This window comes from Aeromonas sp. NJAU223 (assembly GCF_051125555.1).
GTDB classification, from domain to species: Bacteria; Pseudomonadota; Gammaproteobacteria; order Enterobacterales; family Aeromonadaceae; genus Aeromonas; species Aeromonas veronii_G.
The window spans coordinates 1,616,515-1,632,908 of record NZ_CP144204.1 but is presented as its reverse complement, the minus strand read 5'-3'; the positions used below and the strand labels follow the sequence as shown (position 1 = coordinate 1,632,908).

The following is a 16,394-nucleotide window of genomic DNA, read 5'->3' as shown; positions in this document are numbered from 1 at the left end:
GAGAGGCAAGCAATGAGAATTCTGCACACGATGTTACGCGTCGGCGATCTGCAACGCTCCATCGACTTCTACACCCGGGTGCTCGGCATGAAGCTGCTGCGCAAGAGCGAGAACAGCGAGTACAAGTACACCCTGGCCTTCGTCGGTTACGGCGACGAGAAGGATGAAGCCGTCATCGAGCTGACCTACAACTGGGGCGTCAGCGAGTACGAGCTGGGCTCCGCCTACGGTCACATCGCCCTGGAAGCGGACGACATCTATGGCACCTGCGAGGCCCTGCGTGCCGCCGGCGCCAAGATCACCCGCGAGCCGGGCCCGGTCAAGGGTGGCACCACCGTCATCGCCTTCGTTGAAGACCCGGACGGCTACAAGATTGAGCTGATCGCCAAGAAGGATGCGGGCGCGGGTCTGGGCGAGAGCGTCTGACCCACCGCTTGCCAGAGATAAAGAAACGGGGCCATTGGCCCCGTTTTTTTATCTGCCAGCTCCCCGGTGCGCCCGACATCGGGGCGCACCGAGTCTCGGCAATCGATGCCTGGCATCACGCCAGACGGAAGCGGCCGATGGTCTGGCGAAGACCGGCCGCCAGCTGGCTCAGCTCCAGGCAGGCACGGGCGGTGTGATCGGCGCCGCTCGCCACCTCATTGGAAGAGTCATTGATCCGCTCCACGTTGCGGCCGAGCTCGTCGGAGACCGCATCCTGCTCACCGCAGGCGCTGGCGATCTGAATGGCCATGTCGGCTATCTGCCCCACCGCCACCTCGATCTGCTGGATGCCGTCGCTGGTCTGCTCGCTCTGGCTCACGCACTGACGGATCATCTCGCAGCTCTGGCCGGTCACCGCTTTCGCCTGATTGGCGCGGGCCTGCAAGGTCTCGATGATGGCGACGATTTCGCCGGTGGAGGCCTGGGTGCGACCCGCCAGGGTGCGTACCTCATCGGCGACCACCGCAAAGCCACGGCCCTGTTCGCCCGCCCGGGCCGCCTCGATGGCGGCGTTCAGCGCCAGCAGATTGGTCTGATCGGCGATGCCGCGAATGACGTCCACCACCACGTTGATCTGGGCCGATTCCCGCTCCAGCTCGGCCACCAGGGTACCGGCCTGCTCCATCTCCTCGGCCACCCGGGTGATGGCCACCAGGGCCCCCTGCACCTCACGATTGCCCTGTCTGGCCAGGGCATTGGCGGAGCTGGCTGACTCGGATGCCACCTCGGTATTGCCCGCCACGTCGGCCACCGTCGCCTTCATCTGGGCCATGGCGGTCGCCACCATGGCGATCTCCTGTTGCTGGCTCTGGATCCCTTGCGCCGACTGCTCGGAGACGGTACTCACCTCCTCGATGGCGGCGCCGAGCTGGGTCACTGCGGCCACCACCTCCTCGATGAGACCCCGCAGGTTGTCCTGCATCTTGAGGGAGGCCTTGGCCAGCATGCCAAGCTCATCCTGGCCGATGTGCTGGCGATCCAGCTGATGGGTGAGATCGCCGGCGGCAATGGCATTGGCCTGAGCCACCACCGCATGGAGCGGCAGACAGATCTGGCGGGTCAGGAACCAGGTCATCACCCCCATGAACAGCAGCAAGGCCCCGATACTCAGGGTGGCGGAGGTGGTCACCATGGTGACGCTGCCGAGCAGGCTGCCCCGGTTCTCCTGCACGAAGCCGAGGTTCACGTCCACCAGGGCATTGACCGACTGTTCTAGATCGCTGTAAGCGGCATTGGACTGGAACAACGCCTCCTTCGCCTGAACCAGGTTGCCCTGAGACAGCAGCACATCGATCTGGTTGACCTGGCGCAGATACTGCTGCCAGTGCTGCTTGGCACGGTTGAACGCCTGACGCTCGTGAGCCGCCCCCACCGTCGCCTCGTAGGCACTCAGGGCGCGCTCGACCTTGCCGATGCTGTCCTGAATGCGGCCACGGCGAGCCTGCAGATCGGCCACATCGTCGATCATCAGCAAGGCAAACTGGGCGCGACGAACATAGGAGACGTCGTAGAGCAGATTCTCCACCGAGATGACGCTGGGCAGGGTGGAATCGGTGAAGTTCAGCACCCGATCCCTGATGCCGCGCAGCTCGCTGGCGAGAAAGAGACCGAATATCACATTGATGACGGCAATGACCGAAAAGACCACGGCAATCTTCTTGCCGATGGAGAGATTTTTATAAGACATCTTGGTTGGTGATCCTCGACTGCTGACAAGCAGGTGCACGATGGCGATCACGTCCCTGTAAACGATGGCCCGAAGCGTCCTGACGGGAGATAAAAAAGCGCGAGCGACAAGGGAAGCGGCGCTCGCAGGGGCGGCACCTTACCACAAGACCCCCATGGCCCTCATCGCCTTTCGTTGCGACGGAACCCTTTCAGAGGTCTGCACCGTTCGGGGCGCCCGGCACAACATCGACCGGCGGTCACCAAACTTGAGCAGATTGTGGCAATCGCCCCGATGCCGTGGACAAAGGGCCCCGCCGAGGATGTAATGGAGTCCGCTCTTTTCCTCGTCTCAAGGTCTGCCCATGGATAACGTATCAACCCTCTCCCCCTCCTGGACCACCCAGCTTCGCGAGCAGATCCAGGCCCGTCCCCTCACCGCCCTCGGCCTGCTCATCGCCCTGCTGGCCGTGCTGCTGCTCCTGCTGCAAAGCCTCGTCATGCTGCTGGCGGGGGACATCAGCCCGGGGGCCCGCTATGGCCTCATCGGCGGGGTCGCCGGTTTTGCCGCCACGGCGCTGGGCGCCTTGCCTGCGCTGTTTTTGCGATCCGTCCCCCAGCGGGTGGAGGATGGCATGCTGGGCTTTGCCGCCGGCATGATGCTGGCCGCCAGCGCATTTTCGCTGCTGTTGCCCGGGCTCGAGGCGGCCGAGGGGATCACGGGGGACGGCTTTCTCGCCGCCGCCGTGGTGGTGACCGGCATGACCCTCGGTGTCTTGCTGATGTTGGGGCTGGATCAGTTCACCCCTCATGAACATGACAAGACAGGCCCCTGCGGCCCCGGTCACGAGAGCTGCTCCCGGGTCTGGCTGTTCGTATTTGCCATCGCCCTGCACAACCTGCCGGAAGGCATGGCCATCGGGGTCAGCTTCTCCCAGGGGGATATGGCGGTGGGCCTGCCGCTCACCACCGCCATCGCCCTGCAGGACATTCCGGAAGGGCTGGCGGTGGCGCTGGCCATGTGCGCCGCCGGTTTTCGCCCCTCTCTCGCCGTGCTGGTCGCCATCGGCAGTGGCCTGCTTGAGCCCCTGGGGGCCCTGCTCGGGGTCGGGCTCGCCAGCGGCATGGCCATCGCCTACCCCATAGGTCTGGGGCTCGCCGCCGGCGCCATGCTGTTCGTGGTCTCCCACGAGGTGATCCCCGAGACTCATCGCAACGGTCACCAGACCTATGCCACCCTGGGGTTGATGGCGGGCTTTGCCCTGATGATGACCCTCGACACCGCGCTGGGTTGATAAGGCACTGATCTCTCACCTAATATCTAGCCACCACGCAGCCCCTGAGGGCTGTGACTTGCCAGGGAGTGGACGGAATGAGGGTCAGGATGGCCGGGCTGCTGTGCCTGCTGCTGATGGGCGGCGAGGCCGGTGCCATCGAGTATTACCGCACCGCGGCCCAATCCGATTCGGCCCCCAAGTATCTGCGCCAATCCGATGGCCGGGTAGGCGGGATCTGCGTCGACCTGTTTCGGCTGATGGAGCAAGAGGAGCCTGCCCTGCGCATTGTCGGGGATCAGGCCTTTCTACCCCTGCGGCGACTGGAGAAAAAGGTGCTCTACGGCCAGCTGGACTTCATCTGCGGCGTGGGAGACAACCCGCAGCGGCGCCGCGACTTCAGCTACCTCAGTCCCGCCATTTTCACGGTGCGCTATCACCTGGCAGTGCGCCGCGACGATGATGTCGAGATCCGGAGTTGGGAAGATGTCAGGGCTCTTGGCCGGGACGGGGTCATTCTCATCAACCATGGCAGCGGCGCCATCGCACGGTTGCAAGCTATCGGTGACCTTCGCATCGACAGCGGCGGGATCAGCAGCGAGGCCAACTACGACAAGCTGCTGATGAAACGGGGGCGTTTTTTCTATTACCGCTCCCCGGGGTTCGAATCAGACCTTCGTGAACATCGGCTGGATACCCAGATACGCCTGTTGCCCAGGGTGATGGAGGAGACTCCCTTCTACATCCTGTTCCACCGCCAGAGCTCCCCTGAGCGGCTCAAGCTGTTTGGCGACACCCTGCAACGGCTCGCCAGCCGGGGGGAGCTGGCAGCCCTGGCGGCCCGCTACGATTGATTTTCCCGCAATCAGCCATTCGCGCCGCTCAATGCTCGGCGACATCGACAACATTTGTTATCATCCGCGCCAAGCAAGGCGGCCCTCGAGTGCCGTCCACCATAGTGCAGACACGAGACAGACGAGGTAGAGGATGAAAGTAGGTATTATCGGCGCCATGGAGCAGGAAGTCGCCCTGCTGCGTAGTCAGCTTAGCGAACCCCGCACCCTGCAACTGGGCGGCTGCGAGTTCTATCAGGGGCGGCTCGCCGGTAAAGAGGTGATCCTGACCCGCTCCGGCATCGGCAAGGTCGCCGCCAGCGTCGCTACCAGCCTGCTGCTGGAGAAGTTTGCCCCGGATTGCGTCATCAACACCGGCTCCGCCGGCGGCTTCGACCAGGATCTGCACATCGGTGACGTGGTGATCGCCAGCGAAATGCGCTTCCACGACGTGGATGTCACCGCCTTCGGCTACGAGATGGGGCAGATGGCCCAGCAACCCGCCGCCTTCCCCTGCGACGAGAAGCTGATCGCGCTGGCCGAATCCTGCATCGGCGAACAGGGCAAGCACCAGACCAAGATTGGCCTCATCTGCACCGGTGATCAGTTCATGTGCAAGCCAGAAGCGATTGCGAAAGCTCGCGCCGACTTCCCCCAGATGCTGGCGGTGGAGATGGAAGGGGCCGCCATCGGCCAGGTGTGCCAGATGTTCAAGGTGCCCTATCTGGTGGTACGCGCCATGTCTGACATCGCCGGCAAGGAGCAGGTGGAATCCTTCGATGCCTTCATCGAAGTGGCAGGCCAGCACTCCGCCGAGATGATCATCAGACTGCTCGGCAAGCTGTGATCGACGCCACCGCCTGGGAGCCTCTGGCCGCCTCGCTGCTCTCGACGAGCGCGGCCATTGCGCTCGGGGCCGCCCTGCTGGAAGCCCTGCTGCCCTGGCCTGCCCGCTTTCGACTCGGCGCCGTACTCCCGCTGCTGGTACGACTGGGTCGCCGGGTCTATCGCCCCGACGGTTCCCCGCGCCAGCAGTGGCAGGCCGGTCTGCTGGCCCTGCTGGTAGTCTGGCTCCCCTGCGCAGCCGGACTCTGGGCGGTGCGCAATCTCTCCCTGAGTGAACCCCTGTTCGACCTCCTGTTCCTGCTGTTGATGCTCGAATCCCGCCCCTTGCGCGAACTCGCCAAGGCGACCCGGGCTCTGGCAAACCAGGACACCCTGGTGGTCGCCAGGCTGCAAGTCGCCCCTTGGCTCAGACGCGAGACGGGTAGTCTGTCGGTGATGGGACTCGTCAAAGCGGTGAGCGAAACCTGCGCACTGCGTCTGGTCGGCCAATGGGCCGGCCCCTTGTTGGGGTTTGCGCTGGCGGGCGTGCAGGGAGCCCTGCTCTGGCGCCTTGCCCAGCTGATGAACCAGGCCTGGAGCCCGAAATCGAGGGAGTTTGAACACTTCGGCCGCGCGGCTTCTGCCCTCTATCAGGGACTCTGCGCCCCGGTCATCCTGCTGCTGGCACTGCCGCTGTTGCTCACCCAGCTCTGCCTCGGCCAGTTGCCCGGACTCGGGGCTCGCCTGCGCGCCGCCCTGCCCTGGCCCTATCCAGCCATGGGCTGCCTGCTCAGCCTGGTGGCGAGCGCCACAAGCACTCGCCTGGGCGGCCCCCGCTACTATCAGGGCCAACTGGTGCGCTTCCCCGTGCTCGGCGACGGCGCCGAGCCGGATGCGGGGCTGCCGCTGCGGCTGCTCAACCGCCTGGCGCTCATCGGTTGGGGATGGATGGGGCTGGCACTCTTGCTCACCACCCTGGAGCTTGTCCGTGGTTAATCGATTCGCCGTGAAAGCCCTGTTCACTCTGACGCTCCTGCTCGGCTGGCCGCAGAGCGGCTGGAGCCAGCCCCCCCAGCGCATCATCAGCCTTACCCCTCACCTCACCGAGCTGCTGTTCGACATCGGCGCCGGGGATCGCATCGTCGCCACCGACGACGCCTCTGATTTTCCGCCCGAGGTGAAGACCAGACCCCAGGTGGCCAACTACCGCAGCATCAACCTGGAAGCCCTGCTGGCGCAAAAGCCGGATCTGGTGGTGGCCTGGCGCTCCGCCCAGTCCCGCATGCTGGCCCCGGTGGCCCAGCTCGGCATCCCCATCTTCTACTCGGAACCCACCGACTTTGCCTCGCTGGCGGACGAGATGCGCCGCCTTGGCAAGTTGCTCGCATTGGAGCCAGGCGCCAATGCCCAAGCCGATGCCTATATGACGAGACTTGATGGCTTGAAACAGCAATACGGCCAGCCAAAACCCGTCTCCGTGTTCTATCAGCTCTGGTATCCGCCGCTCACCAGTGTCAGCGGCTCGGCCTGGCCGGCCCAGGCCATCGCGCTGTGCGGTGCCACCAATGTCGCGGCCGGGGCCAAGACCCCCTACCCCCAGATAGGGCTGGAGCAGGTGATCAAGGCCAATCCGAGCCTCATCCTGGCCGGGAGTCAAGATCCCGCCGTGCTGACCCACTGGCAGCAGTGGCCCATGCTGGACGCCGTCAAACATGGGCAACTGAAGCTCATCAATCCCGACGAACTGCATCGCTTCACCCCCCGCGCCCTCAATGCGGTGGAACAGGTGTGCAAGGCAATACAGGCGATCCAAGAGACGGCTCCCCATTCCTGAAGCCGATAACCGTCAATCCTGAGATATCGGTTAAGTTTCTTGCTTCAAACGTCGATAACTGTAAATCCAGCATTTTCTCGGCCGATCACATTCTTCTTGCAAGAAACTCGCGCCTTATTTGTTAGTATATGATTCATCACTGTTTTTAATGAGATGCTCACTATGTTCAATGAGAAAACGATCCTGATCACCGGTGGCACAGGCTCTTTCGGCAAGCTCTTTATCCAGACCATACTGGAGCGCTATCAGCCCCGTCGCCTGATCGTTTACTCACGCGATGAGCTCAAACAGTTTGAAATGCAGCAAGAGTACAATGCCCCCTGCATGCGCTACTTCATCGGGGATGTGCGGGATGCCAACCGGTTGACCATGGCAATGCGCGGGGTCGATTATGTGGTCCACGCGGCAGCCCTCAAGCAGGTGCCCGCCGCCGAATACAACCCCATGGAATGCATCAAGACCAACATCCACGGGGCCGAGAATGTCATTCAGGCCGCGCTGCTCAATCAGGTCAAGAAGGTCATCGCCCTCTCCACCGACAAGGCCGCCAACCCCATCAACCTCTACGGCGCGACCAAACTCGCTTCCGACAAGCTGTTTGTAGCCGCCAACAACATCGCAGGCCAGGATCCCACCCGTTTCGCGGTAGTACGCTATGGCAATGTGGTAGGCTCTCGTGGTTCGGTCGTACCCTTCTTCCAGAAGAGAATTGATCAGGGAGCAACGGCACTCCCCATCACCCACGCCGAGATGACCCGATTCTGGATCACCCTGCAACAGGGGGTCGATTTCGTGATCAACAACTTCTCCCGCATGAAGGGGGGGGAGATCTTCGTCCCCAAACTGCCTTCGGTCCGGATCACTGACCTGGCTACCGCCATGGCTCCCCAGCTAAAACAGGAAATCATCGGTATTCGGCCTGGTGAGAAACTGCATGAAGTGATGTGTCCCGCAGATGACTCCTATCACACCTTCGAGTTTGACGACTTCTTCATCATCGGCCCTACCATCAATTTCAATAACCGCAACAACGACTTTTCCGTCACCGCGACGAATGAAGCAGGAAACTTGGTTGAGCAAGGATTCGAGTATAACTCTCGCAACAACGGCGATTTTCTGACCATTGAACAACTCAAAGCATTGAACGACAAGATGGTGGTGGCATGATTCCGTACGGGAGACAGTCTATCAGCGAGGCGGATATCGAAGCCGTCGTCGAGGTATTGAGATCCGATTTTCTGACCCAAGGTCCGGTGGTTCCCCACTTCGAGCAGGCGGTCGCCGATTATTGTGGCGCCCGCTTCGGCGTGGCCGTCAACTCAGGTACTGCCGCTCTGCATATCGCTTGTCTAGCGCTGGGTGTGGGGCCTGGGGACTGGGTCTGGACCTCTCCCATCAGCTTCGTGGCTTCCGCCAATTGCGCTCTCTATTGTGGGGCTCAGGTAGATTTCGTTGATATCGAGTCCGACACCGGCAATATGTGCGCCATGGAGCTGGAACGAAAACTGGTAGTAGCCAAGAAAGAAGGGCGCCTGCCCAAAGTGGTCATTCCGGTGCATTTCGCGGGGCTCCCCTGTGACATGAAAGAGATCTACCGCCTGGGACAAGCGTATGGCTTTCGTATCATCGAAGATGCCTGCCACGCCCTCGGCGCTCGCTACCATGACGAACCAACCGGCAACGGCCGCTACAGCGATATCACCGTCTTCAGCTTCCACCCGGTGAAGATCATCACGACCGGTGAGGGTGGCATGGCGATGACCAACGACCCCGCCCTGGCCAAAACCATGCGCCTGCTGCGCAGCCATGGCATAACCCGGGAACCAGCCGACTTCATCAATGAGCCGGACGGCCCCTGGTATTACGAACAGCAGATGCTGGGCTTCAACTACCGGATGACGGATATCCAGGCTGCGCTGGGATTGAGCCAGATGGCGAATCTGGAAGGCTGGATCGCCAAGCGTAGCGAAATTGCCCATCGTTACTTCGAAACATTGGCCCCCGAACGTCTGCCCCGTTATTTCAGTGCAGAACGACGCAGCGCTTTCCATCTCTATGTTCATCATGTGTCCCCCGAGCAACGTACAGTAACGTTCCAGAGACTCCGAGAAAAAGGCATTGGTGCCAACGTGCACTATATGCCGATTTATAAACAGCCTTGGTATCAAAAAAGGGCCCTGATGCCCCACCCACATACTGAACAGTTCTACGCCGGAGCCATCACACTGCCGCTGTTTCCAACTTTGAACACTGTCCAGCAAGACCTCATCCACGCCTATTTGATATCAACAGTCTGAAATCGATCCCCGGGATACTTTATGCATATTCTCATTTATGGAACCTCAACCCAAGCGCTGCACTTCTTACCAGCCCTGGCATTGAACCATACCCTGTTAGGTTTTGTTGATAGCGACCCGGCCAAACAGAGTTCACGCTGGATGAACAGACCGATTTATCACCCCAGTCAACTTGCAGGGATCCAATTCGACCGAATTGTCATCGCAAGCTGTTTTGTTCACGAGATAAACCAGACGCTGGCCAGTTATGGCATAGAACCGGGGATTCCCGTCGAGGCGTTTGACGAGGTGGTCATGCAGACCAGCCGTGAATATGAAAACGCCCTGCAAGCAGTGCGTGCCAAACGCGAAGCGATGCAGCCAAAAACTCCTTTATTGCAACAACATATCGAAGGTGCAACCCTATTGACCGATAGAGCGTCGCTGCTGGCGCAATTGCCTAAACACGGGGTTGTTGCAGAGCTGGGCGTAGCTGCAGGAGCTTTTAGCCGCCAGATATATGAGATATGCCACCCCAGCAAACTGCATCTGATTGATATATGGGGTTCAGAGCGTTACGGCGAAGCGCTGTACCTAAGTGTTAACAGCCACTTTCAGCAGCAACAACAGCATGGCGAGGTGATGATTCACCGCAAACCCTCGCTAGAGGCACTGGATAGTTTCCCGGATCGAACCTTTGACTGGGTATATATAGACACGACCCACAGTTATGAATTAACCCGGGACGAGCTCAGAGCCTGTGCGAGAAAAGTAAAATCAACTGGGATTATCGCTGGCCACGACTACATACAAGGCAACTGGTGCTCTCAATACCGCTATGGAGTCATCGAAGCAGTACATGAATTTTGTGTGGAATATGATTACCGAGTGCTTTATCTAACGATGGATATTTCCGAATGTTTGAGTTTTGCACTGGTTAAGAACATTTGATTTTTATTCATGCGAAGTAAATGAAAGCCTTGATAAAAATAAAACCACCAAGGCTTTAAGCTATATACATTCAGTGATAGAAATAACAACCTGATGCTTGCTATTATACTTGCAGATCAACAGAACTTAATATATCTGACATGTTGTCCACATGCTATAGAAACACTTGAAAATTGGCGGTGGTTCACTAATTGTACGACTATATCTGCCTTTTCTAGCGCATCCGTCAATGTCATCAGTTGCACATTTTCAAAATCAGAAAACTCATGCGGCAAAGCAGAAATATATGGCTCTACGACTAGTATTTCATTCTGAGGGGCTCCGGCCAAAATACGTGTAATATTCAGTGCAGGGCTTTCACGCAGATCATCAACATTGGGCTTAAATGACAAACCCAAGCAGGCAATCTTCCGACTCGACATCTCAGATAACACGCCCTCAATTTTCTCTACGACATATAATGGTTTGTAATCATTAACTAACCTTGCTTGTTTAATAATTTTGGCCTGTTCTGGATTCTGATTTACAATAAACCAAGGATCCACCGCGATGCAATGACCCCCAACCCCACACCCTGGCTGCAATATATTAACTCTTGGATGACGGTTTGCTAGAGAGATTAACTCCCATACATCAATCCCCTGACGGTCGCAAATAAAGGATAACTCATTGGCAAACGCAATGTTGACATCCCGGAAAGAGTTTTCTGCCAGTTTACTCATCTCAGCAGTGCGCGCCGTCGTAGCTATACATTCACCATTTTTAACAAATAGTCGATAGAACACCATCGCCGCTTCGGTACTAGCTGTATCCAACCCACCAATAATCCGGTCATTGTCTACCAGCTCACGAACAACATGACCGGGTAATACCCGCTCAGGACAATACGCCACCTTCACATCCGAACAAACCCCCGCTTTTGCCGTGTGAGGAAATGTCAGGTCAGGACGAGCCTCGGATAGCCAATTAGCCATCTTCTCAGTCGTGCCAACTGGTGACGTGGACTCTAAAATCACCAGATTACCTGGCTTAAGGCATGGTGCCAAGCTGATTGCGGCCTGTTGGATAAAGCTTAGATCCGGCTCCTTGTTCTCCCCTTGAAATGGCGTAGGTACAGCGACAAGGAATACATCGGCCTGCTGCGGTATCGTATGTGCGGTTAAGTAACCATCATCAACGGCGCGGCGAACCAATTCTTCAAGTCCAGGTTCAACAATGTGGATTTTCCCATTGTTAATGGTATTAACAGTACCATGGTTGATATCAAAACCAAAGACGCGAATACCGTTACTGGCAATCACTGCCGCTGTAGGCAGTCCAATATATCCCAGTCCGATAATAGATATTCTATCGAATTTCATATTACTACAGCTCCGTACAAGTCTGCGCGGCTAACATCCTGCGATTATGTAAAACATCGAAGAAGCGGCGGTCTCAGTTATGCCATCAACTTCCTGTCAATACGGTGGCAACAATCCGCTCCCTGATTTCCCCTATCACTATAAAAGTTGGAACGGTAGTAGATAGATAGTTTCTTGAAAAAGGAAGAAATAGTATCATCATAGACCAGAACCTGGGCGACTTAAATGTCATTATTTTAAACCAGTAACAAATACTACTTTTAATTTATTTAATCCCTGACCATGCGTCATAACTTAAAAATAAAACACAGGTAGACATATAGTAGAACGAACATTAAATTCAACATATACCTATGCTGGCAGTTGGAACAGACAGCAATCTCAACGTCCGAATTACGGCTGAATACCTTGAAGCAGAAACCATCATGATGCTTTTAATAAATGTTGTGAACACAATCAGCATAGCCGTATCGACGATATGGGTGAACCTCGAAGAAGTTGATAGCTCACGCCTCTATAATCGATAGGAAATAACTGACCAATTCGTTGCACCCAATCATAGCTCAATAACCATAGCAACAAGCCATATCAGCTGGCCCCCCTATGCTGATAGCAATCATAAAACGGTGGAAGTACCCTAGAATGGTCCAGCTAAGCCTATATATACTTTATATCCTACTGTATCAGTAGGCCAGTTATTTAGCTATTTTGGCTAAGACAGATAACTACCTGCTCACAAATAAAATCAACCTCATCATTCGACAAATCGAAATACATCGGAAAACGGACGACCGAATCGGTAAAATGATCAGCATTCGGCAGCAAACGACCATCATGTAGTTCCTGAAAATAGGGGCTGCAATGCAAAGATTGATAATGGAACACTGCTTTAATTCCAGCTAAATCCAGATGCTGTATCAGCTGACTACGTTGGTGAAGACTGACACAATCCAGATAAAACATATGAGCATTGTTGGTGGCATAATCAGGAATAAATGGTAGCTTGAACCCGTATTTATCGGCCACTGGGGTTAATGCCTGAAAGTAGCGATGCCATATTTCCAGCCTACGCTTTTGTATCTCTTCCAGCTGCTCCAGCTGTGCATACAAATAAGCAGCAATGATATCCGATGGCAGAAATGAGGAACCAATATCAACCCATCCATATTTATCGACTTCACCGCGAAAGAATGAACTGCGGTTTGTCCCTTTCTCTCGGATTATTTCTGCTCGTGCTGCATATTGTTGATCATTTATAACTAGCAAACCACCTTCACCTGAAATTATATTTTTTGTCTCATGGAATGAGAATGTTGACAAACATCCGATGCTACCTAGAGGGCGGGATTTATAGAATGCATCGATCGCCTGGGCCGCATCTTCAACAACAGGAATATCATATTTCTCAGCCAGGAGCATAATCGAATCCATATCACAGGCTACCCCTGCATAGTGAACAACTACAATGGCACGTGTTCGTGGAGTAATAAGCTCGGCAATCTGTTTAGGGTCAATGTTTGGATGATCAGGGTAGGAATCAGCAAAAATAATCCTTGCACCACGCAAAACAAATGCATTAACGGTCGAGACGAAGGTATAGCTAGGGGCAATAACTTCATCACCCGGCTGGATATTGAGCAAAATTGCCGCCATTTCCAAAGCATCGGTACAGGAAGTTGTCAGCAGTACTTTATTAAAGTTGTATCTATTTTTAATAAAGTCATGACATTTATGAGTAAATACACCATCACCAGAAATCTTACCACTTGCAACAGATGAAGAAATATAAACCAACTCACGCCCGTGCAGGTAAGGTTTATTAAACGGAATTGGATATGACATAGGTGCATCCCTCAACATTTATTATATTTGCCACCCACATGATTACCTATAAAACGAATGCGGGGATAAATAAGAGCCCTTTATTTTATCTCTTTCCATGAGTTAAAGGTTGTATCATCAACCGAAAAACTATCATCTTTCAATAATCGAATAGCAAATTCGAATGGAAAATAGTCATTACGCAATACCACATTTCTAGTCAGACTATAGCCAAGAGATAAAACCTCTTCGGGGCTGCTATGATATGTATGAGTATGCATAAAGTCCACTTTGTCCGATAGAAAATCAAAGGCGACGCCTTCTGCGGCTAACGCAAGTGACTTCTTAATAACCTCGAAAATAAAGCGTTTGTTATCAGCTTTAGTAAATTTATGATTAAAAATACCAGAGGCAAGAATCACATCAAACTCACCTAATGAATGCCAATCAGAAATAAAATCACAGCACCTAAAAGATACTTTATCAGAGGAATATCTAGCCCGAGCTTCTCGAATGAATGACTCGACAAGATCTATACCCAGATAAACATAATCATCCCCGTACTGTTCCTGTAAACATTTATTAATGTCGCCAAACCCACATCCTATATCAAGAATTCGTTTTCCTTTCAGAGAAAAAAAATGAGTGAGAATATAAAATCGGATATCCTGTTTACCTTTATCCCATCCCAAAGAGCGTGGCGAGTATCCATATAATTCATAATCACACTGATACTTTGATATAGTATCTAGACGGTCCTGTACTGGAAAAACACTTTCATTCCATTCATTTATCATTTATTTCACCCAATACCGAACAAGGAAGAGAATGAGCGTGACTGGAAATTTTATTGTAAGGTAAAATACAACAATTCATACCTATTTTACATTCGTCAGCTATCTCGGTGTAACCCCCTACTGAGGCATTCGGACTGAAAAAATTATAACAACCGACTTTGTTATGGTGGGTAATAGAAACCCCTGGGAAAACGACATTACCGTCCCCCATAATTGTTTTAACACCAAGATATGTATGCGACATAATAATATTCCCAGAACCTAAAATCATGCCATCTTCCAAAACAGCGGTAGGATCTAGGATATTCATTAATGGAATCCCTGCGGCAATAATACGTTCACTTATTAGACGACGATTTGAATTATCTCCTATTGCAACAAAAACTCCTGCTTGCTGTACTGCATCCATCTTGAATATTTTCTCAAGTTTCCCTACTACTGGGGCACCACAGAATTCAACATCAGTATAATAATCATCGAAAAAACCATCCAGCCTCCCACCTCCCCGCTTGAGAACAGAACAAGCTATCTCCCCTAAGGTACTGGCTCCCACTATATACATATCAAATCCACCTGAAGTTATTATCTAGATAATGAAGAAGCTTAGGGTTATAATTCTTATCTATTATTGCTTTCCTCAATCTATCTCGATCAAAATCAAATGTTATAAACTCATGAAAACCCGACGAGGTGTCTAGCATTAGCATTCCAGTTTGATGTCTAAGATCTTTAGGAAAACCCGATGAACCGGGATTCAAATATATTAGAGTGTCAGTGTAAAGCATTGTAGCCATATGTGTGTGGCCAGCTAGCAGATAATCAACACCAGGGTGTAGAATATTCAATTGTTGTGAGTTGATAATATTCTTTTCTTTCCCAGTGCGAATGACGCCAGTCACATCATGAATCAGTCGTATATTTAAACCATCGATTTTTAAATCAAGCTTTTCAGGAAGTGAAGATAAATAATAAAGATTTTCTTTAGTTATTGACTCCCTTTGTTCCTGAAGCGCCTGATTACCAGTATAACTCCAGACCATGTCTTCGCCGGAAAGAAGTAGCTTTTCATGATCACCACAAACCATGTGAACATTCATACGCTGCAGTAGATTTAATGTCTCGTTAACTTGTGGAAATATTCCCACCGAGTCACCAGCAGATAACCAAATATCTATTTTGCTACCAAACTTCTCAACCATGGATTCTAATGCAGGAAGATTGGAATGCAAATCCGAAAACATACCAATAATCAATTCTCCTCCTGATATATTTCTTCCCAGTAACGCATAAATTTACCCACTTGCGCAGGTTGCTGATCGCGAAGCGGATTGATACCAATTATTTCTCGAATTATCATATCAGGTTCATTGAAACCGAAATGTGCACGCACACTAGTTGTGCTTGATAGACGTGGATTTATTTCATAACAATATGGTTGGCCCGCCATCATTTTGAACTGAATATTAATAGAGTACGTCGATTTCAGAGCATTGGCAATTGACAGACAGTATTTTTTAATACCTTCATCTATTATGATTTTACCGCTATATGATAGGCCAAACTTCAAATCTCGCTCAAAAATAATGACGTCATTGAAATCAGCTGAAGATGAGACATATACACCGGCCGTATAGTCTTTTGGATCTTCAAGATATTCCTGCACAACAAAGTAATCTTCAGGATACGCACCAAGCAGCGCTAATAATCGGGCTTTGTTTTTAATAATAAAAACATCATTACTTGAAGCTCCATTTCTTGGCTTTATTACAACAGGGAACCCATACCTTTTAATGAACTCTTCAATCGCGTCGTGTTCACAGCCCAATATTGTAGATGGTGCAGCTATATTATTCCGCCTGAGATATTGCATTGACTCATATTTATCGTTACATATTTCAAATACTGATGCTTCACAACTCACAATATGAATTCTTCGTTCATGAAAGTAGGTAGTATATTTTGCAAAGAATTCGTGCTCCACAGCAATAGTTGGAAAAATAACTTTGATATCATATTTTTCCACGAAACTGGTTAACTCATCAAAATAACTATTCTCTTTGACCAATGGAAGAATCACCGGATGCACATTTTCGAAATGTAATCCAGCCGCAAGTACACTTATATCTGTGGCATAGATATTATCAACATATGGGCTTGCTCTGACCGCCTTTAGAATACTTTGACCTAGTGGAGAGCCAACAGCCATGACCATGACATTTACTTTATTAGTAATATTCATACTAAATCCTCTAACGGCTAACTTTATTCACA

Annotated in this window: 16 protein-coding genes; 9 read left to right on the top strand and 7 right to left on the bottom strand. The window is 52.7% G+C overall.

Annotated features, from left to right (window positions below):
• Positions 1-12 precede the first annotated feature (12 nt).
• On the top strand, positions 13-426 hold the full coding sequence (gene gloA, locus VZC39_RS07625; protein WP_100859804.1) for a lactoylglutathione lyase: 414 nt from the start codon (positions 13-15) through the stop codon (positions 424-426).
• A gap of 115 nt (positions 427-541) precedes the next feature.
• On the opposite strand, the gene VZC39_RS07620 is transcribed toward gloA, so the two are convergent.
• Positions 542-2,173 carry a methyl-accepting chemotaxis protein gene (locus VZC39_RS07620; RefSeq protein WP_434667187.1) on the bottom strand — a complete coding sequence of 544 codons (1,632 nt, stop codon included), beginning with the start codon at positions 2,171-2,173 and terminating at the stop codon, positions 542-544.
• A gap of 343 nt (positions 2,174-2,516) precedes the next feature.
• On the opposite strand from VZC39_RS07620, the gene VZC39_RS07615 reads away from it, so the two are divergent.
• The 8 genes from VZC39_RS07615 (at position 2,517) to VZC39_RS07580 (ending at position 10,144) form a co-directional block, all read left to right on the top strand.
• A complete protein-coding gene (locus VZC39_RS07615) occupies positions 2,517-3,446 on the top strand; it encodes a ZIP family metal transporter (RefSeq protein ID WP_349921798.1) in 930 nt (309 codons plus the stop codon).
• Between the two features lie 77 nt (positions 3,447-3,523).
• Positions 3,524-4,279 (top strand): substrate-binding periplasmic protein, encoded by a 756-nt coding sequence (locus tag VZC39_RS07610; protein ID WP_349921797.1) that lies wholly within the window; start codon positions 3,524-3,526, stop codon positions 4,277-4,279.
• A gap of 133 nt (positions 4,280-4,412) precedes the next feature.
• A complete protein-coding gene (gene mtnN, locus VZC39_RS07605) occupies positions 4,413-5,105 on the top strand; it encodes a 5'-methylthioadenosine/S-adenosylhomocysteine nucleosidase (protein ID WP_349921796.1) in 693 nt (230 codons plus the stop codon).
• Positions 5,102-6,079 carry a cobalamin biosynthesis protein CobD/CbiB gene (locus tag VZC39_RS07600; protein ID WP_349921795.1) on the top strand — a complete coding sequence of 326 codons (978 nt, stop codon included), beginning with the start codon at positions 5,102-5,104 and terminating at the stop codon, positions 6,077-6,079. The genes mtnN and VZC39_RS07600 overlap by 4 nt, the downstream gene beginning before the upstream one ends.
• 19 nt (positions 6,080-6,098) lie before the next feature.
• Positions 6,099-6,917, top strand: a complete 819-nt coding sequence (locus VZC39_RS07595; RefSeq protein ID WP_434668406.1) for a cobalamin-binding protein — start codon at positions 6,099-6,101, stop codon at positions 6,915-6,917.
• Between the two features lie 162 nt (positions 6,918-7,079).
• A complete protein-coding gene (gene pseB, locus VZC39_RS07590; protein ID WP_434667182.1) occupies positions 7,080-8,084 on the top strand; it encodes a UDP-N-acetylglucosamine 4,6-dehydratase (inverting) in 1,005 nt (334 codons plus the stop codon).
• Positions 8,081-9,214 carry a UDP-4-amino-4,6-dideoxy-N-acetyl-beta-L-altrosamine transaminase gene (pseC, locus tag VZC39_RS07585; RefSeq protein ID WP_434667180.1) on the top strand — a complete coding sequence of 378 codons (1,134 nt, stop codon included), beginning with the start codon at positions 8,081-8,083 and terminating at the stop codon, positions 9,212-9,214. Before pseB ends, pseC begins: the two co-directional genes overlap by 4 nt.
• A gap of 21 nt (positions 9,215-9,235) precedes the next feature.
• Positions 9,236-10,144 carry a class I SAM-dependent methyltransferase gene (locus tag VZC39_RS07580; protein WP_434667178.1) on the top strand — a complete coding sequence of 303 codons (909 nt, stop codon included), beginning with the start codon at positions 9,236-9,238 and terminating at the stop codon, positions 10,142-10,144.
• 116 nt (positions 10,145-10,260) lie between these two features.
• Here the strand turns inward: VZC39_RS07580 and wecC are convergent, their stop codons facing one another.
• The 6 genes from wecC to VZC39_RS07550 all read right to left on the bottom strand — a co-directional run bounded on the left by wecC (position 10,261) and on the right by VZC39_RS07550 (position 16,362).
• The gene (gene wecC / locus VZC39_RS07575; RefSeq protein ID WP_434667175.1) at positions 10,261-11,505 is read right to left on the bottom strand and encodes a UDP-N-acetyl-D-mannosamine dehydrogenase; all 1,245 of its coding nucleotides are present in this window, start codon (positions 11,503-11,505) and stop codon (positions 10,261-10,263) included.
• A 699-nt stretch (positions 11,506-12,204) separates the two neighbouring features.
• Positions 12,205-13,347 (bottom strand): dTDP-4-amino-4,6-dideoxygalactose transaminase, encoded by a 1,143-nt coding sequence (rffA, locus tag VZC39_RS07570; protein WP_434667172.1) that lies wholly within the window; start codon positions 13,345-13,347, stop codon positions 12,205-12,207.
• Positions 13,348-13,427: 80 nt separating this feature from the next.
• Positions 13,428-14,123 carry a class I SAM-dependent methyltransferase gene (locus tag VZC39_RS07565; protein ID WP_349921789.1) on the bottom strand — a complete coding sequence of 232 codons (696 nt, stop codon included), beginning with the start codon at positions 14,121-14,123 and terminating at the stop codon, positions 13,428-13,430.
• Positions 14,113-14,685, bottom strand: coding sequence for a hypothetical protein (locus VZC39_RS07560; RefSeq protein WP_434667169.1), 573 nt, complete (start codon positions 14,683-14,685; stop codon positions 14,113-14,115). The genes VZC39_RS07565 and VZC39_RS07560 overlap by 11 nt, the downstream gene beginning before the upstream one ends.
• Position 14,686: 1 nt before the next feature.
• Positions 14,687-15,376, bottom strand: coding sequence for a metallophosphoesterase family protein (locus tag VZC39_RS07555; RefSeq protein ID WP_434667166.1), 690 nt, complete (start codon positions 15,374-15,376; stop codon positions 14,687-14,689).
• Positions 15,373-16,362 carry an ATP-grasp domain-containing protein gene (locus VZC39_RS07550; protein ID WP_349921786.1) on the bottom strand — a complete coding sequence of 330 codons (990 nt, stop codon included), beginning with the start codon at positions 16,360-16,362 and terminating at the stop codon, positions 15,373-15,375. The genes VZC39_RS07555 and VZC39_RS07550 overlap by 4 nt, the downstream gene beginning before the upstream one ends.
• Positions 16,363-16,394 lie beyond the last annotated feature (32 nt).

Excerpts from the sequence above, each read along its gene's own strand:
- pseC (WP_434667180.1), top strand. The coding sequence starts at position 8,081 with ATGATTCCGTACGGGAGACAGTCTATCAGCGAGGCGGATATCGAAGCC.
- VZC39_RS07550 (WP_349921786.1), bottom strand. The coding sequence starts at position 16,362 with ATGAATATTACTAATAAAGTAAATGTCATGGTCATGGCTGTTGGCTCT.
- VZC39_RS07580 (WP_434667178.1), top strand. The coding sequence starts at position 9,236 with ATGCATATTCTCATTTATGGAACCTCAACCCAAGCGCTGCACTTCTTA.
- VZC39_RS07620 (WP_434667187.1), bottom strand. The coding sequence starts at position 2,173 with ATGTCTTATAAAAATCTCTCCATCGGCAAGAAGATTGCCGTGGTCTTT.
- VZC39_RS07560 (WP_434667169.1), bottom strand. The coding sequence starts at position 14,685 with ATGTATATAGTGGGAGCCAGTACCTTAGGGGAGATAGCTTGTTCTGTT.
- mtnN (WP_349921796.1), top strand. The coding sequence starts at position 4,413 with ATGAAAGTAGGTATTATCGGCGCCATGGAGCAGGAAGTCGCCCTGCTG.
- pseB (WP_434667182.1), top strand. The coding sequence starts at position 7,080 with ATGTTCAATGAGAAAACGATCCTGATCACCGGTGGCACAGGCTCTTTC.
- VZC39_RS07615 (WP_349921798.1), top strand. The coding sequence starts at position 2,517 with ATGGATAACGTATCAACCCTCTCCCCCTCCTGGACCACCCAGCTTCGC.
- VZC39_RS07610 (WP_349921797.1), top strand. The coding sequence starts at position 3,524 with ATGAGGGTCAGGATGGCCGGGCTGCTGTGCCTGCTGCTGATGGGCGGC.
- VZC39_RS07565 (WP_349921789.1), bottom strand. The coding sequence starts at position 14,123 with ATGATAAATGAATGGAATGAAAGTGTTTTTCCAGTACAGGACCGTCTA.
- rffA (WP_434667172.1), bottom strand. The coding sequence starts at position 13,347 with ATGTCATATCCAATTCCGTTTAATAAACCTTACCTGCACGGGCGTGAG.
- wecC (WP_434667175.1), bottom strand. The coding sequence starts at position 11,505 with ATGAAATTCGATAGAATATCTATTATCGGACTGGGATATATTGGACTG.
- gloA (WP_100859804.1), top strand. The coding sequence starts at position 13 with ATGAGAATTCTGCACACGATGTTACGCGTCGGCGATCTGCAACGCTCC.